This is a genomic window from Rhodococcus sp. NPDC127527, from assembly GCF_042672245.1.
In the GTDB taxonomy this organism is placed as follows: domain Bacteria; phylum Actinomycetota; class Actinomycetes; order Mycobacteriales; family Mycobacteriaceae; genus Rhodococcus_G.
On sequence record NZ_JBHXVP010000001.1, the window covers coordinates 78,886 to 98,602 of the forward strand.

The following is a 19,717-nucleotide window of genomic DNA, read 5'->3' on the forward strand; positions in this document are numbered from 1 at the left end:
CAACGCGGGTCAGCCGAGAACGCCCGTGCACAGCACGGCGGATCGGCTGTCCAGGAAACAGTAAGGGGCGCATGTCAACTCAGGGTTATGACGACGAACTGGCAGCCGAGCGGAGCTACGTCGCCGAGCTGTACGCGCGGCTCGACGCCGAGCGCGCACGAGTGAAGGGGAGGTACGGCGCGGCGTTGCGGAGCCCCATCGACGTCACCAACGGCGGGACGCTCGTCGAGCGCGATGCCGCGGTTCACGCACTGGCCACCGAGGTGACGCGGCTGGACGTGGCGGACGACGGACTGTGCTTCGGCAGGTTGGACACCCTGTCGGGCGAACGGTCCTACGTGGGCCGGATCGGCATCTTCGACGAGGCAGACGAGTTCGAGCCGCTGCTGCTCGACTGGCGGGCGCCCGCCGCGCGTGCGTTCTACGTCGCCACCGCGGCGAACCCGGAGGGCATGAGCCGACGCCGCCAGTTCCACACACGCGGGCGGTACGTGGTCGACTTCACCGACGAGGGTCTCGGCCGGCCCGGTGACAGTGAGCGCGGGGACAGGGGAGACGCAGCCCTGCTCGCGGCCGTCAACGCGCCGCGCGGAGACGGGATGCGCGACATCGTCGCGACCATTCAGGTCGAGCAGGACCAGATCATCCGGCTGAATCACCCCGGGGTGCTGGTCATCGAGGGCGGACCGGGTACCGGGAAGACCGTGGTGGCGCTGCACCGCGTGGCGTACCTGCTCTACACCCAGCGGGAGCGGATGGAACGCCACGGCGTGCTCGTGGTCGGGCCCAACCCGGCCTTCCTGAACCACATCGGACGCGTCCTGCCGTCGCTGGGCGAGTCCAACGTGGTGCTCACGACCACGGGTGATCTCGTGCCCGGCTTGCACGTCACCGCCGAGGACGCTCCGAACGCCGCGCGACTCAAGGGCTCGCTGAAGATCCTGGACGTGCTCACGGCGGCGATCGCCGATCGGCAGCGCCTGCCGGAGGAACCGCTGCAGATCGAACTGTCGGATGCCGTGGTGCGGATCGACGCCGAGACCGCGGAATGGGCCATCCAGGAGGCGCGCGCGAGCGGGCTGCCGCACAACGAGGCGCGTGCGGTGTTCCGCGAGATCGTCACCTGGGTGCTCACCGAACGGGCGATTGCCCGGATCGGCCGGGGCTGGTTGACCCGCAAGGACCGTGATGCGTGGGAGCAGTTACGCGCGGACCTGACCGAGGAGCTCGCCGACAACGAACGGTTCACCGCCGCGCTCGACGAACTCTGGCCGATACTCACACCGGAAACACTTCTGGCACAGCTGTATACGTCTCGAGAACGACTGCGTGGGGCGGGGGCCGACCAGGCGCTGTGGCGCGCCGACGGGGATGCCTGGACGGTGTCGGACGTACCGCTCCTCGACGAACTCGTCGACATGCTGGGCCGGGACAAGCCGGTGGATCGGACCGCCGACAGGGAACGCAAGGCCGAGGCCGAGTACGCCGCGGGCGTGCTGGACCTCATGGTCGGCCGCGAGGACCACATGGACGACGAGGACCATCTGTTCGCCACCGACCTGCTCTACGCCGAGGACCTGGCGGAACGCTTCGTCGAGCGCGACAGCCGGGAGCTCGCCGAACGCGCTGCCGCGGACCGGGACTGGACGTACCGGCACGTCGTGGTCGACGAGGCGCAAGAACTGTCGGCGATGGACTGGCGGGTGCTGATGCGGCGTTGCCCGGGCCGATCCTTCACGGTGGTAGGCGATCTCGCTCAGCGCCGGTCCGCGGCCGGTGCGACGTCGTGGGGCGCGATGTTCGAGCCGTACGTACCCGGTCGCTGGGCCTACCGGGCGCTGTCCGTCAACTACCGCACGCCGGCGGAGATCATGACCGTCGCCGCCGCGCTGCTCGCCGAGTTCGCGCCCGGTGTCCAGCCGCCGGAGTCCGTCCGTGCGTGCGGTGTCTCGCCGTGGTCGAGGCGGGTCACCGATGACGAACTGCCCACTACCATCGAGGAGTTCGAGCGGGACGAAGCCGAGCGCGAGGGCACCAGCATCGTGATCGGGCCACCGGGCGTGCCGGGCACGGTCCCGGCGTCGGAGACGAAGGGCCTGGAGTTCGACGCCGTTCTGGTGGTGGATCCGGAACGGATTCTCGCCGACGGCCCACGCGGCGCGGCCGAACTCTACGTGGCCCTCACCCGCGCCACCCAACGCCTCGGCGTGCTGCACCGTGGGCCGCTGCCGCAGGTGCTGAGCGGGCTCGCCGAGACCGGGACGCCCGCCCGGGCCGAAAGCCGTCGGCGGTAGCGATCCCGGCGTCGGATCCGCTGGGGTTCAGGGCAATCCGACGAGTGCCGCAGCGAGCGCAACGAGCACGGCGCCTACCACGCGACAGGCGCCATTGGGGCGAGGCCGAGTTCGGCGAGCTCGGCCGCGCCACGGGCGCCGTGCTCGCCACCGGCGAGCACCCTGGTCCGGGCCGACTGGTACCGGCACCCGGCGGCGTCGAAGGTATCCGCGGTGGCGAGCAGCCGCTGTTGGTTCTCCGCGAGCAGCGCCTCCGCTCGCTCGACGATGGCGCCGGCGACGGGGTTGCCGGCCACAAGGGTGCTGGCCTCCGCCAGGCGCTCGCCGGCATCGGGGCTGCCTGCGAGCACGGTGGCCTCGGCGCGCAACGCCACATACCAGTGCAGCCAGATCCACGTGACCCACCGCCACACCTCGCCGTGCTCGGGCGCCATCCGTTCCAGCGCCTCGCCGGCGTGTCCCCGGTGCAGCAGGACAAGCGCGTCGAAGACCGCGCCGTAGCCGTCGGCCTGCCCCGGTTCGCTACCGAGTTGACGAAGGATCGGGCTCCACTCGCTCCGGGCGTCCGGGTCGTCCCGCAGGCCGTGGATCATCGCCACCCCTGCGACCGGCGGGCCGAGCGCCGACCGGGCGGGGCTGCCCGCCCTCTGCCACGACTCGAGGAACCGACCACTGACGGTGAGCACGTCGTCGACGTTGCCGGCCAGCGCGTCGGCCACCAGCAGCCAGCTCGTGGCACGATGGCCGACCTCCGCCAGCAGCGGATGCTCCGCGAGCTGCCGCGCCCACCGCCGGGCACCCACCAGGTCCCCCGCGCCGAGGCTGGCCTCGCTGGCCTCGGCAAGCGCTTCGATCAGCTCGTGGGTACCGGCCGGCGTGACCGGCGCGTACTCCAGCAACGCCATTCGGCGCCGCGCCGTGGCCGCCGCGGCGAAGGTGTCGCCCGCCCAGCTCTGGGCGCCGGCCAGCGTGTCGAGTGCGGCGGACTCGGCCAGCGGGTCGCCGGTGCGGTGCGCGAGGTCGACCGCACGCTCGGCGCACGCGATCGTCTCCGATGCGGCGTCGTCGGGCGGGTACCGGTCGGCGAAGGCGTCGGTGAGCGCCCGTCCGGCCTCTGCCAGCGCCACCGCGGCCCGCGCGTCCGGGTCGTCGCCGGCGAGCTCCCGAGCCTCGGTGACGAGAGCGATCGCCTCCTCCGGCGGCAGGACCCGGACGAACTTCGTCGCGAACCGGTACGCGTTGGCGGCGGCGGTCGCCAGGTCGCGGGCGGCGCCGGCCGGGTCTCCGGCCCGGTGGGCGGCGTCCGCGGCTGCGCGGTGGAAGCCGTACATGTCGTCGCCACGCATGCGGCATCCCGCCACGGCCGCAGCCTGTCTCAGCATTGCGGCGCTCTCGGCCGGGTCGTCCGCGAGCGCGGCAGCCTGCTCGTAGCGCCACTGGGACTCGCCGATCAGGTTGCGGGTGAAGAGCAGGTCCGCCAAGTCCCGGGCGAGGCGGCACGCGTCCACGCGCTGCTCCGGCCGGTCCGCAGCCCACGCCGTCGCGGCACGGAGGTCGTCGGCCACCGCGTCGAATCGCGGCCGCCAGTCCGCTCGCACCGTCTCCAGGTCGGCGGCCTCGGACAGGCACCAGTTCAGGTGTCGGGCCCGGACCTCGACCAGCTCACCGGCCTCGCCGAGCTGCTCGGTCCCGTACTGGCGGATGGATTCCAGCGCCCGGTACTCGGTCCCCATCCGGGACGGCGACGCCACCAGCAGGCTCTGCTCGACTAGCCGGGCCAATCCGTCAGCGACAACGCCCTTCTCGGACGCGGCCACCACCGCCGCCGTATCGATGGTGAACGACTTCCTGAACACCGACACCCGGCGCAGGAGCATCCGATCTTCCGGCTCGAGCAGGGCGTGGCTCCAGTCCAGCGCCGCCCGCACCGAGCGGTGCCGGTCCTCGGCGCGGGCTCCACCGGCGAGCATCCGGAGCTGGTCGGACAGGCCGGCGTTGAGGCCGTCGAGCCCGAGCGTGGTCCAGCGGGCAGCGGCCAGCTCGATCGCCAGCGCCACACCGTCCAGCCGCCCGCAGAACGCGGCAACCTCGTCGCGCAGTGCATGATTCGGCGGCCACCCACTCGCCGACGCGCGGTCCATGAACAGCGCGACCGCGTCCGATTCGCCGTCGCCGGCCAGCGACATCGGCGGGACCGTGAAGACCCGTTCGAACGGGACCATCAGCCGAGCCCGGCTGGTCGCCAGCACCGTCAAGCGGGGGCACTTCGCAAGCAGCCGTTCGATGAACAGCGCCACTCCGTCGCGCACGTGCTCGCAGTTGTCCAGCACCAGGAGGGCGTGGCGGTCGGCCAGCGCGGCCGGCACCGACTCGTCGATGCTGTGGCCGGGCTGCTCGCCGAGGCCTAGCGCGAGGGCGACCGTGCCGGCGACCACGCTCATGTCCGGGCTGGTGATCGGGACCAGATCGACGAACCACACGCCGTCGGGGAACTCGCCGGCCGTGTCCGCGGCGACCGTCAACGCGAGCCGGGTCTTGCCCACGCCACCGGGACCGACCGCCGTCACCTGCCGGTGCTCCCCGAGCATCTCGCCCAGCTCGGCACGCTCCCGTGTCCGGCCGACGAACGAGGTCAGCGGTGTCGGCAGGACCGGGGCGGGGTGCGACCGGTCGGCGCTCGCAGGTGCTGACGCGCGCCGGGCGAGCGCTCGACGATCCGGGACATCCAGCTTGCGCAGCAACGAGGAGACGTGACTCTCCACCGTCCGTACCGAGATGAACAGCCGCGCCCCGATCTCCGCGTTGCTGAGGTGCTCTCCCACCAGCGCGAGAACCTCGGCTTCCCGAGCGGAGATATCCACCGTCGCCGTCATGGGCCTCATTTTGCAGCACCCGTCGCGTGCTCAGGGTCTTCGGACGGTCTCCGTGTCGGTCGCCGACGATCCGTGCCCCGATCCGTGGGAGTTTCCGTGGTCGCCACGGATGTGGAACGACCCCGCCGAACGAGATGGTGTCAACACGTCCGGTTCACCTCGACGGACGGACAGCCCGGGTCGATCCGACCCACGACTTCAGGAGTGATCATGACCAGCTCTGCCACCCAGGGAATCAAGACCGTGCTGCACCCCGTGTCGGATCTCGCGGCGGCCAAGGCCGTGTACGCGGCTCTGCTCGGCGTGGCCCCGCAGACCGACTCGCCCTACTACGTCGGCTTCGAGGCCGAGGGCCAGCACATCGGGCTGGTGCCGAACGGCGGGCCGCAGGCCATGACTTCGCCGGTGGCCTATTGGCACGTGCCGGACATCGAGGCGAAGTTGACCGAGGTGACCGCCGCCGGAGCCACCGTCGAGGAACCCGCGCACGAGGTCGGTGGCGGCCGCCTGGTGGCCACCTTCACCGACACCGACGGCAACGTGCTCGGGCTGATCCAGGACCGCTGAGTCCCGCGCCACCGCCGCCCTCGACCACCACTGCTGCTCGTCTACCCAAGGAGTCCTCATGAACCACGCCAGGTTCCGTCAGATCCACCGCTGGACGGCCATCGTTTTCACCGTCACCGTCATCATCGCGACGGTCGCCGTGGCGCTGCAGGCCGCCATCTGGTTCTCCTACCTGCCGCTGCTCCCGCTCGCCGTTCTCCTGTTCAGCGGCCTGTACCTGTTCGCCCTGCCGTACACACGACGCAGTGCGCGGCGGACCGCCGTCATGCAGTGACCCGGGGACATCCGTTCCCCGGGATCGAGATCACCCTCACCGAGACCGTCACGAAGGAGATGGAGCAATGACCGCTCAGAAGACCGAGTCCGCACTGGGATTCACGGACGACGAACGCGCCGCGATGAAGGAACACGCCCAGGAGCTGAAGACGGCCGCGCGCCGCGGCTCACGCGCCACCAAGGCGGACGGGGAGCAGGACGTGCTCGCGAAGATCGCCGAGATGGCGGAGTCCGATCGCGTTCTCGCCGAGGGGATCCACGCCGTCGTCAAGGCCAGCGCGCCGGGCCTCTCGCCGAAGCTCTGGTACGGCATGCCCGCCTACGCGAAGGACAGCAAGGTGGTCTGCTTCTTCCGTAGCGCGGAGAAGTTCAAGTCGCGTTACGCGACACTCGGTTTCGAGGACAAGGCCACCCTCGACGACGGGACTGTGTGGCCGACCTCGTTCGCGCTGACGGAGTGGACTGCCGCCGCCGAGCAGCGGATCGGCGAGCTCGTGAAGCAGGCGGCCGGCTGAGAACTGGACAGCCGAGGGCCGCGAAGGCACCAGTGGCACATCAGAAGTCGAGCCTCGACGGTTCCCTGAACGCGAAAGCCGCCCGTCCCGCGGTGGGAAGGGCGGCTTTCCGGTTCGATGCCGACTCCGGGCTAGAAGGGCTGCCCCAGCATCGTCGCGAGAAGTTGCAGCGGCATCGTGACGAACGACGCCCCGACGAACAGCGCGGATCGCACCGGATCACCGGCCAGGTACCCCTCACGGATCCATTCCAGGACATCTACAGCCGAACCCATTCGTTGCCTCCCCAGTCGTTGATGAATTCATCAGAACAGTCGGTCGCGGAGGCGATTCCGTTACAGAACGAAAAGACCGGCGGATCCCACCGGGACCGGACCCGTCGGGACACCCCGGGGCCGGCTTCGGAAATCCAGGGACCTATCCGGCCGGGCCCGTGTCGTCCGCGACGATCCAGGCCGCGACCTGCGTGCGGGTCGTGAATCCGAGTTTCGCGAGGACGTTCTCCACGTGCCCCTCGGCGGTGCGCTGCGCGATCACCAACCGCTGCGCGATGGCCTTGTTGGTCAGTCCCTGCCCGACGAGTTCGGCGACCTCCCGCTCCCGTCGGGTGAGCCGGACACCCGGTTCACTGGCCCTGGGGGTGGCGGGCGCCTTGTCGTTGAGGGCGTAGGCGACCGCCGCGTCGATGTCGAGGTCCCGCCCGCGGCGGTAGGCGGCCTCGAAGGCGCGTGGGCCGAGAACCTGACCGGCGTTCTCCCACACTCGATCGTGGTGCCCGTGCAGGTCGCGGATGACGATCGTCGGGTTGCCCGCGGCCTCGCCGACCGAGACCGCGGCGCCCATCAGTACCGCGGCCCGCTCGGCCCGGTCCTCGTCCGACGCGATCCAGGCGAGGGTCTCGAGGCAGGTGGACGTCGCGAGCGGATCGCCCACCTCGCGGGTCAGCCGCAGTCCCGATTCGATCAGCTCCGTACTGCGGGCCAGCTCACGGCGCTGGAACAGCGCCATGCCGAGCGTCCACATCACGTACGACCGGTACATCGACTCCCCGTGGGATGCGGTGATGGCCAGCGCCTCCTCCTGGCAGGCGATGGCGCGGTCGGGGTCGCCCCACACCCCCCGCGCCAGCGCCAGCCCGAACAGCGCCTCGACCTGCTGGAGCAGGTCGCCCTCGGCGCGGAATCCCGCGAGGGCCGACTCGAAGCAGTCCACCGCGCGGGGCAGGTCGCCGGAGAACATGGACAGGAACCCGGTACCGAGATCGAGCAGCGTCTTCGTCGCCGGGTCGTCCACCTTGTCGACGAGCCCGCGCATCTCCTCGATCTGCGACCGAGCGGACTCGATGTCGCCCTGCATCTCGGCGAGCACGCTGTTGGCGCACAGCCCGGGTATCCGCTCCGCGGGCCCGTGCCCGTCGGTGCAGGCGAGCGCTCGGTCCAGCCAACTCTTGGCCTCGCCGTACAGGCCGCGCGAGATCCAGTACTGGTACAGCGCGACGGCCATCACCAGCCCGGCCCCTGACTGCCCGGGCTCGCTCACGCAGAACTCCAGTGCATCGCGCAGGTTCGGCTGCTCGCGGGTCAGCCGATCGGCCCATTCGAGTTGGCGTGGGCCGATCCATTCGGCCCGCGCCTGCCGCGCCAGCTCCTCGAACCAATCCCGATGTCGACGACGCATGTCGGGGTACTCCCCGGCCTCCTGCAGCTTCTCGCGGCCGTACTCGCGCAGAGTCTCGAGCAACCGGTACCGGACGACCTCGCCCGTCTCCTCGCGGATCAGGATCGACTTGTCGACGAGCGAGGCCAACACGTCGACCAGCTCGTCGTCGGCGAAGTCGCTGCCGCAGACCTCCGCCGCGGCATCGAGCTCGATGCCGCCGGCGAACACCCCCAGCCGGCGCCACAGCGTCCGCTCCCGGTCGTCCAGCAGGTCGTGGCTCCAGTCGATGCACAGCCGCAACGTCTGCTGCCGTGACGGGGCGACGCGGTTGCCGGTGGTCAGCAGCCGGTATCGGTCGGTGAGCCGCTGCAACAGCTGCTCGGCCGACAGCGCCCGCAACCGGGCCGCGGCCAGCTCGATCGGCAACGGCAACCCCTCGAGCCGCTGGCAGATCCGGGTGACCGCCACCTTGTTCTCCTCGGTGAGACCGAACCCGGGGACCACCGCGCAGGCGCGCTGCGTGAACAGCTTCACCGCGTCGTAGCGAGGCAGCCCGCGCAGCGTCGAGTCGCGATCGGAATCGGGCACCGTCAGCGGAGGCACCCGCAGCACCGCCTCCCCACCGGCGGCCAGCGCCTCCCGGCTCGTCGCGAGGATTCGCAGTCCGGCGGCCGCGCGCAGCAGCGACTCGGCCAGCGTCGCGACCTCGTGCACCAGGTGTTCGCAGTTGTCGAGCACCAGCAGCAGGTGCCGATCGGCCAGGAAGTCGGCCAACAGCACCTGCGCCGGGCGGCCGATCCGCTCACGCAGGCCGAGCGCGGCCGCGACCGTGTCCGCCACGAACGCCGGGTCGCGTAGCCCGCCGAGTTCGACCAGCCAGACGCCGTCCTCGAAGGCTTGCTGCAGGTTCGCGGCAGCCCGCAGCGCGAGCCGGGTCTTCCCGACACCGCCCATGCCGGTCAAGGTCACCAGGCGCGACTCGGACAGCAACCGACGGACCTCCGCCAGCTCGCGGCGGCGGCCGACGAAGTTGGTGAGCTCGTGCGGGAGGTTACCCACCCGCTCGCGCGCCGCCGACGGCATCGGTGACGTCCCTTCGTGATCGCGGCGCCGCTACGCTGCGGCTACGCGGCGCACCTGACGAAGTAAGGGTATCGCTCGCCGGGATCCGAGTGGGTGAAGCGCACCGCGCCCGTGGACGGCAGCCACGACATGTCGCATCTGCCGCAGCACCTCCACGCATCCGGCGCGAGGCGGATGTCGCAGTGCGCTCTGCGGCGGATCATCAATGCGGCGCGCGGGTCGTCGGCGGGGTCGGCTTCCGCCGGGGTGTGGCGGGACATCGGAGAACTCGTCACGGATCGGTCGATGTGGGCGGCTATCCCGCCCGGCGAACGGTGTCACCGCGTGTCCCGGCGATGGCGAGGGCCTCGGCGCGGCGGTCGCGGCACCGACGCTCGTCGCCGATCAGGGCGTATGCCGCCGCCAGACCCAGCAACGTCGAGATCTGCTCCTCGCCTCCGCAGGCCCGGCACGAGGCGAGCGAGTCCTCGAAGCAGTACACCGCGCCGCGCAGGTCTTCGTCGAACACGGCCAGGTACGCGGCGGCCTCGGCCACGAGCGCGGCCAGGGTGAGGTCACCGTGGTGTGCCGCCACGTGCCCGGCCCGGTCCACCAGCGTCTCGGCGGCCGAGAGGTCACCGTCGTACCCGGCCAGGACGCTGTCGACGCACAGCGCGGTCACCCGGTCGGCGATCGCCGACCCGCCCAGGTCGTCGCGGGCATGGCCGAGCTCACGCACGATCCTGGACAGGAACACGGCGCTCGTCATCCACAGGGACGCCTCCACCTCACCCGGCTCCGTCGGGCACCACTCCCGCGTCTCACGAACGGTCGGCTGCTCCCTCAGCAGCCGCTCCTCCCACTCCAGCGCGTGCGGGCCGGGCCGTCCGGCGGGGTCCATCACCGTGCTGTTGTAGGCGCGGTGGAGCTCGGTCACAGATTCGAACATCGGTCACCTCGGTGTCGCGGGGTTTCTCGGGCAGGTATCAGCGTCCGTGGCGCGGGTCACACCCGGATAGGTGAGAACTACCTGACTTTGCCCCGCCGCACTGGGACCCACCTGCGAAATCTGTGGTCAGGACCCTGCACCGCCACCGGTGGCCGGCTACCCGCACCGGGCCTCCCGATCGACGTCCACGGACAACGGCGCTTGACCTTGACACCGTGACAAGGCCTCGAATGGTCGGCGAAGGAGGTGGTTGTCGTGAACACAACCAACCACGGTGGGCAGGGTGCCCGCCTCGTCGATGCCCTCGCCGCGGCCGATCCGTCGGTTCGGCTGCGGGCGGCGCTCTCTGCGGGCACGGATCCCGATCCCGATCTCGCGGACGCTCTCGTCGATCGGTGTGCCGTCGAACCGGACTTCTTCGTCCGTGACATGCTGACCTGGGCGTTGTGCCGACTGCCGGCCGAGACAACTGTGCCGACACTGATCGACGAGCTCGGGTCCGCCACCGCGCAGGCCCGTAGTCAGTCGCTGCACACCCTGTCCAAGATCGGGGATCGGCTCGCCTGGCCGGCAGTTGCGGCGCTGCTGCACGACGAGCACGACGAGGTCGCGCGCAGCGCGTGGCGGGCGGCGGTGGTGCTGGTGCCGCCCGGCGACGAGGCGGCCCTCGCGACCGAACTGGTGACCGAACTCGGGCGGGGCGACCACCACCTGCAGCTCAGTCTGAGCCGAGCGTTGGCGGGGCTCGGGGAGGCCGCTCTCCCGGTGCTCGACGCCGCCGGGACGAGTCCCGATCCGCGCATTCGTGCGCATGCGGATGCCTCGAAGCATCTCTGCCACGATCCTGACAGTGGGTTCACCCTCTCGGTCGAGATGGCGAAGCGCGTCGCGGTCGCCGGCCCGGACACGTAGCGAGGAGGCGACGATGTTGATCGGTGAGGTCTCGCGGCGTTGCGGTGTCAGTACGCGGATGTTGCGCCACTACGACACGTTGGGACTGGTGAAGCCCACCGGGCGCACGTCCGGCGGCTACCGCGAGTACTCCGCCGACGACATCCGTCGACTCTTCCACGTCGAGAGCCTGCGGACCCTGGGGCTCTCGTTGAACGAGGCCAAGCGCGCACTGGACGAGCCGGGTTTCGCGCCGGCGGATCTGGTGGGAGACCTCATCCGGCACACGCGCCAGCGCATCGCCGCCGAGGAGGAACTGCTCTCGAAGCTCGAGCGCGTCGACGCCGCCTCGCCATCGGAGTGGGAGGACGTCCTCAGCGTCGTGACCCTGTTGCGGGCGCTCGAATCGGAGTCCGCGTCGCGCCGTCATCAAGCGATCCTGTCCCAGCACGGGAATGCGTCGTTGCCCGTCGAGGCGCTGGCCGCGGCCGCCCTGTCCGAGGACGATCCCAACGTGGCCGGGGTGTTGCACTGGTCGTTGAGGCGGGCCGACGGTCGGGGACTCGCGGATCTGGCCGACGGTCTCGACTCGGCGGAGGTCGACGTCCGACGTCGCGCCACCGCCGCGATAGCGGCGATCCACACCGCGGAGGCGGCGGGTCACCTGCGACGAGCCCTCGGCGATTCGGACGCCACCGTCCGCGGATACGCGGCCCTCGCTCTTGGCACGCGGGGGAGTGTCGACGCGATGCCCGTCCTCCTCGCGATGGTGGTCGAGGGGCGGCTCGACGTCGAGGCCGCGGAGGTGCTGGGCCTCCTGACGGGGGTGTCGCCGGCGGACGACCTCGTCGCGGTCATGCAGGACAAGCTGGACTCGACCGACGACGCACCCACCCGGTCGCGGATCACGCAGGCCCTCGCCGAGATTCCCGGACCGGCGGCGCGGGCGGCACTCGCCCGACTGACCCAGGACGGCGACCGGACGGTCGCGGCCACGGCGGCCGCGATCGTGGCCGCACAGGACCGCGGACGGAGGCGGTAGCGCCGACACTCGAGAGACCGACGAAGCCCGGTACCGTTCTGTTCGACGCGCAACCGTGTGTCGGTCGAGCGGCATCGCACATCCGAACTGGGAGGTTCCCGTGGCTGGTGGTCTCGTCGCCCTGCTGGACGACGTCGCAGCGATCGCGAAAGCGGCCGCAGCATCCATCGACGACATCGGAGCGGCGGCCGGCAAGGCCAGCATCAAGGCGGCGGGTGTGGTGGTCGACGACACCGCGGTCACACCTCGCTACGTGCACGGATTCTCCCCCAAGCGCGAACTGCCCATCATCCGCAAGATCGCGATCGGGTCGATCCGCAACAAGCTCCTGATCATCCTTCCGGTGGCGATGATCCTGAGCCAGTTCCTGCCACAGGCCCTGCCGTATCTGCTGATCGCCGGCGGCCTGTTCCTGTGCTACGAGGGAGCCGAGAAGGTCTACGAGGCGCTCACCGGCGGGCACCACGAGGACGAGGGTGCGGCCGAGGCGCTCGGCGGGCCCGAGCACGAGAAGACGATGGTCAGCAGCGCCATCCGCACCGACCTGATCCTGTCCGCCGAGATCATGGTGATCTCGCTGTCGTCGGTCGAGGACGAACCGTTCTTCACCCGGCTGATCGTGCTCATCGTCGTCGCGATCCTCATCACCATCCTGGTGTACGGCGTGGTCGCGCTGATCGTGAAGATGGACGACGTGGGTCTCGCGCTCGCGCAGCGCAAGTCGTCGATCAGTCAGCGGATCGGCCGCGGCCTCGTGGCCGCGATGCCGAAGGTGATGGCGGTGCTCACCGTGGTCGGGATCGCCGCGATGCTGTGGGTCGGCGGCCACATCCTCATCGTCAACGTCGGCGAGGCGGGCTTCCACTGGCCGGCCGATCGCCTCCACGACCTCGAGCACTGGTTCGGCGATCTCGTCAGCGGCGGCCTCGGCGGTGTGCTGTCCTGGACCGCGGGGACCGTCGCGTCCGCCCTTGTCGGACTGGTCGTCGGCGCGATCGTCGTCCTGATTGCGCACCTGACTCCGAAGCGGAAGAAGGAGCACGTCGCGCACTGACCGGGTCCGAACCCGGGTCTCACGCAGGGACGGCGCATGTCCATCTCACTTCCGCCGTGTGCGCGCCGGACGGTGCAGTTCGAGACGACACGGAGGTTCGCAGACGAGTCGGGCCCCGGCGGATCGGCCGGGACTGACGAATCGCGGTGTGCACGCTGGCGTGTTGGGTGGGACTACCTGGGAACTACACCTACGACTCCTGATACTCAGACGAGGCGTTTGGCCGTGACGACCAGCCCCGGTCCGCTTTGCTCGTCTGCAGGGAGCCGAAGTTCGGCGACCGGACGCAGTCCGGCCTGCTCGACCAGGTCCACGAATTGCTCTGGCCGCCATTTGTGGGTCGTCCACCGAACCGGAACACCGCCGTACGCCTCGGTGCGCACCACGTCTTCGTCGCCGACATGTGTAGCGGTGATGAAGTGTCCACCTGGCTTCAGGGCACCCGCGAACGAGGCGAGAACCTGAGGAAGGACATCGCGAGGAAGGTGGAACAGTGACCACCACCCGAGCACCCCGCCAAGAGACGCTTCACCGAGCTCGAGGTCGGTGACAGAGGCGACGCTGAAGCGGCACTGCGGATGAAGACGGCGCGCGTTCTCGATCATGCGGGGGGAGAGATCGACTCCGGACACATCCAGTCCGCGTTCGGCGAGGTAGGCGGTCACTGTCCCGGGTCCGCAGCCGACGTCGAGCACCGGCCCGAGTTCGCGCACCGTGTCGGCGAAGGCATCGATGGAGGCCTTGAGCCATGGATGGCTCCGAATGTCGCCGATTCCCGTCGTCATCACCATGTCGGCGTAGTTGTCAGCCACCCGGTCGTAGGACTCACGGACCACGTCGAGATCGGCTGGGCGGTCGACATGGTGTGCGCGCATCAGCCAACGATAGGACCATGCCCGGGCGCGGGAGCACCGGTTGACAGGCGACCCGTTTGCCGATCGGTGGGAAGGACGAAATCGCTCGAGGTAACACACACCCCGCCGAAACCGACTCATCGGTATGAAGATTTTGCCGGCGGCTCACCTGTCCCTCATCGCTCTTGCGGCCTGTGCCGCTGCTGCACTGGGGGCTGCGCCTACGGCCTCGGCGGAGGTCGTGGACCTGACCATTGCCCCCGGCCTCAGCGCGGGACCGACCACTCCGTTCGGTGTCGGATGCACATATCTGGTGGTGGCCCGCACCGAAAGACTGGTCGAGCCGCGCACCGACATCGTCGACTACACCAACGCGTCGACCATGTTTCCCCAAGACCTCGCCTGGAACATCGACCCGTACTACAGCACGCCGGTGGTCCTCGGGCACAAGGTCACGCTGTGGACCCCGACGGCTCCGGGTGAGCATTCGCTGATGGCATATCAGACCTCCGCCGGCGGACCCGTTCAGACGGTCACCGTCAACCCCGCCACTCCCGTCGGCCCGGGTTGCATCGTCGCGCCATGATGCGGTTCCGGGCGGTCCAACTGGGTAGGACGGGGGCCCGAGTGGGCATCGGGTTGGCATCAGGGCGTCCTGATGCCAACCCGGATCCGACCGCGAGGACGCCTAGCCGGAGGTCAGGCGCAGTCGGCGGGACTGGTCGGAAGCGAAGACACCCTGGGGATCGATGCGGTCCCTTACCGCTCGCCATTCGTCGAGCCGCGGGTACATCCGGGCGATGCGCTCGGGGGTGCTGCGCGAGTCCTTGGCGAAGTAGAGACGACCACCGAGATCGAGGACCCGTTCGTCGAGTTCATCGCAGAACCTGCCGAGTCCGTCGCGGATCGGAAAGTCGAGGCTGAGCATGTATCCCGGCTCCGGCCACGACAGTGGCGCCGGGTTGCCGTCGCCCATGCGTTTGAACACGTTGAGGAACGACCGGTGGCCGGACTCGGCGATCAGGCGGATGATGTCGGCGAGTTGCCGTTCGGCGCCGAACGGGACCGAGAACTGGTACTGCAGGAACCCCCCGGGACCGTAACCCCGATTCCATTCCCCCAGCAGATCCAGCGGGTGGTAGAACTGCGTCAGATTCTGGATGGTGCCCCGGCCGTGCTTCGGGTACATCCGGTACGCCGCTTCCGCCGCGATCCGTGTGGTGACTCGGTTGACCATTCCGCTCGGAAAGATGTCCGGGACGGTGAACAGCTGTGGGGCGTTGAACCGCAAGGGGTCCCGGCGGAGCTTCGGTGGCAACTGGTCGAGGGTTGCCAACGAGCCGCGGGTGAATCCGGCGCGTCCCAGTTTCGGGCCGGTCGAGATGGTGTCGGGCACGGACATCGAGTAGTCGTAGCCCTCGTCGGATCCGCCGGTGAGCAGGTCCATCGTCTCGTCGAGGTTTGCAGTGCGGTCGTGGTCTGCGATGAAGTACGCGGTTTCGGTGTGCTTCATCCGCACGCGCGCTCGAACGACGATGCCGGTCAAGCCCATTCCGCCGATCGTGGCCCAGAACAGGTCACGGTCGTCGCCCGAGGGTGTGAGGGTGCGGATCGCTCCATCCGCGGTGAGTAGGTCGAGTGCTTCGACGTGGTTGCCGAAACTGCCGTGCGAGTGGTGGTTCTTGCCGTGGATGTCGGCGCCGATCGCGCCGCCGATCGTGACCTGCCTCGTCCCGGGAAGTACAGGCACCCAAAGTCCGTGGGGGAGGACGGCGCGCATCAGGGTGTCGAGGCTGACGCCGGCGTCGAGGTCGACGACTCCCGATTCCGGGTCGATGTGGTGAATTCGATTGAGTGCGGTCATGTCCACGACGAGTCCGCCGGCATTCTGCGCGGGGTCGCCGTAGCTGCGACCCAGGCCGCGGGCGATGACTCCTCTCGGGCCGGCTTGTCGTACTGCCCGGGCGATCACGTCGAGGTCGGGGGTGGCGAGGACGTCTGCTGGTGTTGCTGCACGCCTACCCCACCCGCTCAGAGAACGCCGTTCGGTTCTGAACTCGGTCGTCACAGTCACTCGGACCACGATAGCCACATCGCGTTGTTCCGCCGCCGCAGATGGTCTCGCGCAGCATGGGCGGGCACCGTTCTCGGGTCCAGGGTCCGCAGGCGCATGAACCGTCACATTGGCAGCGCTCGCCGCGGCGTGGACACTGTGATACGAATACCAAGCAAGTGCTTGCTTGAGTCGAGGGGGGATGGATGATGCAGACGAGGTTCACGGAGCTGGTCGGGATCGAGCACCCAATCGTGCAGACGGGCATGGGGTGGGTGTCGGGCGCCCGACTGGTCACCGCGACCGCACGTGCGGGAGGGCTGGGCATCATCGCGTCGGCGACGATGACCTACCCGGAACTCGAATCCGCGATCCGAGAAGTCAAGGAGCGCACAGACGCTCCGTTCGGGGTGAACCTGCGGGCCGACGCCGACGACGCGCAGGACCGCGTCAAGCTGCTGATCCGCGAGCGCGTACGTGTTGCCTCCTTCGCCCTCGCACCGCGAGAAGAGATGATCGCCCGGTTCAAGGACGCCGGGATCGTGGTGATCCCGACCGTCGGCGCCGCGCGTCACGCCGAGAAGGTCGCGAACTGGGGCGCCGACGCCGTGATCGTGCAGGGCGGTGAGGGCGGCGGCCACACCGGCGGAGTCGCGACGACCCTGCTGCTGCCGTCGGTCGTCCAGGCGGTCGACATCCCGGTGGTCGCCTCCGGCGGGTTCTTCGACGGCAGCGGACTCGCGGCAGCACTCGCCTACGGCGCCACCGGGATCGCAATGGGCACACGGTTCCTGCTCACCAGCGAGAGCACTGTCCCCGACGGGGTGAAGCAGGCGTATCTCGCTCGTGGCCTGCACGACACCGTGGTAACCACGAAAGTCGACGGCATCCCGCACCGGGTGCTGCGGACCGGACTGGTTCAGTCGCTCGAACGGACCCACGGCGTGCGCACGCTCGGGCACGCGGCCTTCAACACGATCCGGTTCCGCAAACTGACCGGGCTCAGTTGGCGGGCACTGATATCCGAAGGCATCACCCTGGTACGCAGCGGCGACCGCACGCTCTCGCAGCTGATCATGTCGGCCAACAGCCCGATGCTGTTGCGGGCCGGCCTCGTCGAGGGCAACACGGAGGCCGGAGTCCTGGCAGCAGGACAGGTCGTCGGCATGATCGACGACCTTCCCACCGTGGCCGAGCTGATCGAACGGATCGTTCGCGACGCCGAGCGCAGGCTCGACGATCTCGGGGCGACCCACGGCCGCAAGTAGCCCGAACGGATCGCGCGAAACCCATCGGCGGCGAGTCGCACCCTCGTGCGAAGACAACACTCGGCCGCGGAAGCCCTTGCGGTGGAATCTCTTTCCAAGGCCCTGTTGTTCCACCGTCCAGGGGTGCACTCGAGGCGACCGCGGTCGCCTCGGGTGGATCGAAGGCCCGACGACCAACCGCGCCGGGAACTGCTGGAACAATCGTCGCGACAAGAGATTCGCCCCAACGAAGCAGACCTTCTTCACATCCCGATCGAGGGCCACGGACGGCGGCGAACCTCACCCAGGCCGGAAAGGCGGTGCGGCGTGAGTAGCTACGAGGAAGTCGAGAAGGCCGTGCGTGAGTGCGCAACCCACACCACGGTCCAGGCGCAGATCGAGTTCGGGATCGCGGTCACGCGGGAGCTCCTCACAGCGGACGGCGTGGCCGCGGCAGCGGCAGCAGAGCTGACGGAGGCCGGAGCACGCGCCGTCAGCGCAGCGGCCGACGGGGCGGGTACGGCGCATGCCGAGCAGCTTCGGGCATGGATCGTCGAGATCGACGAGGGCGATCTGTCGGAGGGCGACATGGATCCGGGTCTCCTGCGCGCGGTCACCGCGTTGGAGGCGTGGGCCGGCTATCTGGAGGAGCGGTCGTCGGAGCGGATCGCCGCACTCGGTGTCGCGCTGCTCGAGGAGGCGGACTTCCGGGCGAGCGGGGCGCCGCTGGATGACTTCCTCGCCGCGCCGGAGACTCGGGAGGCATTCGAACGGATTCGTGCGGCGCTCACCGAGCCGGCGACACAGGGAAGCGATGTGACGAGGACCGGGGATGAGTGAGGAGCGTCGCGATCAGGCGTGGCGGGACGAGCTGATCCGCCTGGGAGGCAGCATCCATCAGGACGAGGCGGGGCCGCTGTGCGATGAGGAGGACGCCGTCCAGCAGGCAGGCATCGCTCGGTACCTCGCGATGCTCGATGCCCTCGACGGGCGGGACATCGATGCGGAGACCACCGAGGCGATCCTGTGGTCGCTGCACCCGCTCGACGACTACGGCATCTACGAGGCCGCCTACGGCGTGCTCTCGCAAGCCGATCCGGCAACGGGTGGAGCCGCCGCGGCCCGGGTGCTGCCGCACTGGCTGGAATCGCGCGGGGATCACGACAGCATCCGCACCGCCTCGATGTTCGTCGCGGGCAGTGGGGACGCGAGCCGCGCCTTCCTCGCGGAGACCGATACCTGGGGCGATACGCAGCGCGCGCTCGTGCGCCGCACGCTCGGCCGCTGGGTCCGCGAAGACGATGAGTGGGAACCGATCCACGAGGCACTCGGCGGCACGAACAGGACGCCGGTGCTCGATCCGATCCCGGACGACTGGCCCGAGGACTGGAGATCCGCAGCCGAGGCGTTCCGCGAGAGCGGTCGGGTCGATCGCGCCTGGACGAACGAGAAGAACTTCGCGAGCAACTTCGATCGCGTGTTCGCGATCATGGAGCTCGGCCACGGCGCGCGCTGGCGGGAGGTGCCCAACTTTCTCAACGCGCTGCTCATGCGCCGGAGGGACGAGCTCCCGAGGTTCATCGGTGCGCTCGCCGCGCTCGCTGACGATCGCCGCGAACGCATTGTCATGGCCGTCGACGCCGCTCGCCCGGACACCGCCGAGTACCTGCGCGGGCTCTTGGAAGAACGAGCAGAGCTCCTGACGTGACGCTGCACGAGCTGCGTCACGAGCGCCGACGAATCTCGGGGAGTCGAAAGACATCGCCAATTTCGGTCGGGCCGGGTCCCGGCCCCCGGGCTCAGCTTTCGTGGTGGACGGAGACGGTGTCGTTCCGATCCCACACGGCGACGAGCAGTTGGTCGGTGGGCTTGCCAGCGCCGATTGCGAAGTCGAGTGCGAGGACACGTTCCGTGGCCGCGGGGCTGACCGCGACGCCGACGAGGTGTAGATGGTCGAGGAAGACCTCGTCGGTGACGACCTCACGGGTGTCCACGCCGAACAGGTCGCACACCATCTCTTCGGGAATCTCCTCGCGGTGAAACTCGCGGAACAACGAAGTTGTCGACCTCGGATCGGTCAGCTCGGCGGCGAAAGCGACGAAGGCCGCAGCGACCAGAGCCCGCACATCGACGAGGGCGACTTCTGCCTTGTCGAGTTCGCTCTGGCTCAGCGTCTCGTCACCGTGAATCCAATACCAGGCACCCGCTCCGAATCCGTCTATCCCAGCGGGTAGCACGGCACCGGCCGCCGAGTCCTCGCCGAGGTCGAGCTGCCCCGCGAACCGGCTGGTCAGTTGATTCATGGGCCGATCGTGCCATCGCTCTGGGGCGGGAACTCGCGCCACCCCGTTGGTCCGGCGGCACGTCTCACCAATCATCGC

General features: G+C 69.5%; 18 protein-coding genes. 11 read left to right on the plus strand and 7 right to left on the minus strand.

Features of this window, described 5'->3' with window-relative positions:
* Window positions 1-71: 71 nt before the first annotated feature.
* Window positions 72-2,294 (plus strand): RNA polymerase recycling motor ATPase HelR, encoded by a 2,223-nt coding sequence (helR, locus tag ACFVH2_RS00390; protein WP_378425857.1) that lies wholly within the window; start codon window positions 72-74, stop codon window positions 2,292-2,294.
* A gap of 74 nt (window positions 2,295-2,368) precedes the next feature.
* On the opposite strand, the gene ACFVH2_RS00395 is transcribed toward helR, so the two are convergent.
* Window positions 2,369-5,167 carry an ATP-binding protein gene (locus ACFVH2_RS00395; RefSeq protein ID WP_378425859.1) on the minus strand — a complete coding sequence of 933 codons (2,799 nt, stop codon included), beginning with the start codon at window positions 5,165-5,167 and terminating at the stop codon, window positions 2,369-2,371.
* Window positions 5,168-5,377: 210 nt separating this feature from the next.
* On the opposite strand from ACFVH2_RS00395, the gene ACFVH2_RS00400 reads away from it, so the two are divergent.
* From ACFVH2_RS00400 to ACFVH2_RS00410, 3 genes are all read left to right on the plus strand, one after another.
* On the plus strand, window positions 5,378-5,734 hold the full coding sequence (locus ACFVH2_RS00400; protein ID WP_378425861.1) for a VOC family protein: 357 nt from the start codon (window positions 5,378-5,380) through the stop codon (window positions 5,732-5,734).
* A 58-nt stretch (window positions 5,735-5,792) separates the two neighbouring features.
* Complete coding sequence (locus ACFVH2_RS00405) at window positions 5,793-6,008, plus strand: hypothetical protein (RefSeq protein ID WP_378425863.1); 216 nt, start codon at window positions 5,793-5,795, stop codon at window positions 6,006-6,008.
* 67 nt (window positions 6,009-6,075) lie between these two features.
* Entirely contained in the window at window positions 6,076-6,525 is a 450-nt protein-coding gene (locus tag ACFVH2_RS00410; protein ID WP_378425865.1) for an iron chaperone, read from the plus strand.
* Window positions 6,526-6,656: 131 nt separating this feature from the next.
* On the opposite strand, the gene ACFVH2_RS00415 is transcribed toward ACFVH2_RS00410, so the two are convergent.
* The 3 genes from ACFVH2_RS00415 to ACFVH2_RS00425 form a co-directional block, all read right to left on the minus strand.
* Window positions 6,657-6,800, minus strand: coding sequence for a hypothetical protein (locus tag ACFVH2_RS00415; protein WP_378425867.1), 144 nt, complete (start codon window positions 6,798-6,800; stop codon window positions 6,657-6,659).
* A 142-nt stretch (window positions 6,801-6,942) separates the two neighbouring features.
* Window positions 6,943-9,267, minus strand: a complete 2,325-nt coding sequence (locus ACFVH2_RS00420) for an ATP-binding protein (RefSeq protein WP_378425869.1) — start codon at window positions 9,265-9,267, stop codon at window positions 6,943-6,945.
* 295 nt (window positions 9,268-9,562) lie between these two features.
* Window positions 9,563-10,195, minus strand: a complete 633-nt coding sequence (locus ACFVH2_RS00425; protein ID WP_378425871.1) for a hypothetical protein — start codon at window positions 10,193-10,195, stop codon at window positions 9,563-9,565.
* 246 nt (window positions 10,196-10,441) lie between these two features.
* On the opposite strand from ACFVH2_RS00425, the gene ACFVH2_RS00430 reads away from it, so the two are divergent.
* The 3 genes from ACFVH2_RS00430 to ACFVH2_RS00440 all read left to right on the plus strand — a co-directional run bounded on the left by ACFVH2_RS00430 (window position 10,442) and on the right by ACFVH2_RS00440 (window position 13,182).
* Window positions 10,442-11,107 carry a HEAT repeat domain-containing protein gene (locus ACFVH2_RS00430; RefSeq protein WP_378425873.1) on the plus strand — a complete coding sequence of 222 codons (666 nt, stop codon included), beginning with the start codon at window positions 10,442-10,444 and terminating at the stop codon, window positions 11,105-11,107.
* Window positions 11,108-11,120: 13 nt separating this feature from the next.
* Complete coding sequence (locus ACFVH2_RS00435) at window positions 11,121-12,128, plus strand: MerR family transcriptional regulator (RefSeq protein WP_378425875.1); 1,008 nt, start codon at window positions 11,121-11,123, stop codon at window positions 12,126-12,128.
* Between the two features lie 100 nt (window positions 12,129-12,228).
* Window positions 12,229-13,182 (plus strand): DUF808 domain-containing protein, encoded by a 954-nt coding sequence (locus ACFVH2_RS00440; protein WP_378425877.1) that lies wholly within the window; start codon window positions 12,229-12,231, stop codon window positions 13,180-13,182.
* A 206-nt stretch (window positions 13,183-13,388) separates the two neighbouring features.
* On the opposite strand, the gene ACFVH2_RS00445 is transcribed toward ACFVH2_RS00440, so the two are convergent.
* Window positions 13,389-14,018, minus strand: coding sequence for a methyltransferase domain-containing protein (locus ACFVH2_RS00445; RefSeq protein ID WP_378475680.1), 630 nt, complete (start codon window positions 14,016-14,018; stop codon window positions 13,389-13,391).
* A gap of 163 nt (window positions 14,019-14,181) precedes the next feature.
* Between ACFVH2_RS00445 and ACFVH2_RS00450 the strand changes: the two genes are divergently transcribed.
* Complete coding sequence (locus ACFVH2_RS00450) at window positions 14,182-14,622, plus strand: hypothetical protein (RefSeq protein WP_378425880.1); 441 nt, start codon at window positions 14,182-14,184, stop codon at window positions 14,620-14,622.
* Window positions 14,623-14,724: 102 nt separating this feature from the next.
* Here ACFVH2_RS00450 and ACFVH2_RS00455 read toward each other — a convergent pair whose 3' ends face one another.
* Entirely contained in the window at window positions 14,725-16,128 is a 1,404-nt protein-coding gene (locus ACFVH2_RS00455; RefSeq protein ID WP_378425882.1) for an FAD-binding protein, read from the minus strand.
* A gap of 167 nt (window positions 16,129-16,295) precedes the next feature.
* Between ACFVH2_RS00455 and ACFVH2_RS00460 the strand changes: the two genes are divergently transcribed.
* From ACFVH2_RS00460 to ACFVH2_RS00470, 3 genes are all read left to right on the plus strand, one after another.
* Complete coding sequence (locus tag ACFVH2_RS00460) at window positions 16,296-17,357, plus strand: NAD(P)H-dependent flavin oxidoreductase (protein ID WP_378425884.1); 1,062 nt, start codon at window positions 16,296-16,298, stop codon at window positions 17,355-17,357.
* Window positions 17,358-17,663: 306 nt separating this feature from the next.
* On the plus strand, window positions 17,664-18,176 hold the full coding sequence (locus ACFVH2_RS00465) for a hypothetical protein (protein WP_378425886.1): 513 nt from the start codon (window positions 17,664-17,666) through the stop codon (window positions 18,174-18,176).
* Window positions 18,169-19,044, plus strand: coding sequence for a hypothetical protein (locus ACFVH2_RS00470; RefSeq protein ID WP_378425888.1), 876 nt, complete (start codon window positions 18,169-18,171; stop codon window positions 19,042-19,044). The genes ACFVH2_RS00465 and ACFVH2_RS00470 overlap by 8 nt, the downstream gene beginning before the upstream one ends.
* 91 nt (window positions 19,045-19,135) lie before the next feature.
* On the opposite strand, the gene ACFVH2_RS00475 is transcribed toward ACFVH2_RS00470, so the two are convergent.
* A complete protein-coding gene (locus ACFVH2_RS00475) occupies window positions 19,136-19,639 on the minus strand; it encodes a hypothetical protein (protein WP_378425890.1) in 504 nt (167 codons plus the stop codon).
* Window positions 19,640-19,717: the final 78 nt, after the last annotated feature.

Excerpts from the sequence above, each read along its gene's own strand:
- ACFVH2_RS00400 (WP_378425861.1), top strand. The coding sequence starts at position 5,378 with ATGACCAGCTCTGCCACCCAGGGAATCAAGACCGTGCTGCACCCCGTG.
- ACFVH2_RS00475 (WP_378425890.1), bottom strand. The coding sequence starts at position 19,639 with ATGAATCAACTGACCAGCCGGTTCGCGGGGCAGCTCGACCTCGGCGAG.
- ACFVH2_RS00460 (WP_378425884.1), top strand. The coding sequence starts at position 16,296 with ATGATGCAGACGAGGTTCACGGAGCTGGTCGGGATCGAGCACCCAATC.
- ACFVH2_RS00450 (WP_378425880.1), top strand. The coding sequence starts at position 14,182 with ATGAAGATTTTGCCGGCGGCTCACCTGTCCCTCATCGCTCTTGCGGCC.
- ACFVH2_RS00395 (WP_378425859.1), bottom strand. The coding sequence starts at position 5,167 with ATGACGGCGACGGTGGATATCTCCGCTCGGGAAGCCGAGGTTCTCGCG.
- ACFVH2_RS00405 (WP_378425863.1), top strand. The coding sequence starts at position 5,793 with ATGAACCACGCCAGGTTCCGTCAGATCCACCGCTGGACGGCCATCGTT.
- ACFVH2_RS00415 (WP_378425867.1), bottom strand. The coding sequence starts at position 6,800 with ATGGGTTCGGCTGTAGATGTCCTGGAATGGATCCGTGAGGGGTACCTG.
- ACFVH2_RS00410 (WP_378425865.1), top strand. The coding sequence starts at position 6,076 with ATGACCGCTCAGAAGACCGAGTCCGCACTGGGATTCACGGACGACGAA.
- ACFVH2_RS00425 (WP_378425871.1), bottom strand. The coding sequence starts at position 10,195 with ATGTTCGAATCTGTGACCGAGCTCCACCGCGCCTACAACAGCACGGTG.
- ACFVH2_RS00435 (WP_378425875.1), top strand. The coding sequence starts at position 11,121 with ATGTTGATCGGTGAGGTCTCGCGGCGTTGCGGTGTCAGTACGCGGATG.
- ACFVH2_RS00470 (WP_378425888.1), top strand. The coding sequence starts at position 18,169 with ATGAGTGAGGAGCGTCGCGATCAGGCGTGGCGGGACGAGCTGATCCGC.
- helR (WP_378425857.1), top strand. The coding sequence starts at position 72 with ATGTCAACTCAGGGTTATGACGACGAACTGGCAGCCGAGCGGAGCTAC.
- ACFVH2_RS00420 (WP_378425869.1), bottom strand. The coding sequence starts at position 9,267 with ATGCCGTCGGCGGCGCGCGAGCGGGTGGGTAACCTCCCGCACGAGCTC.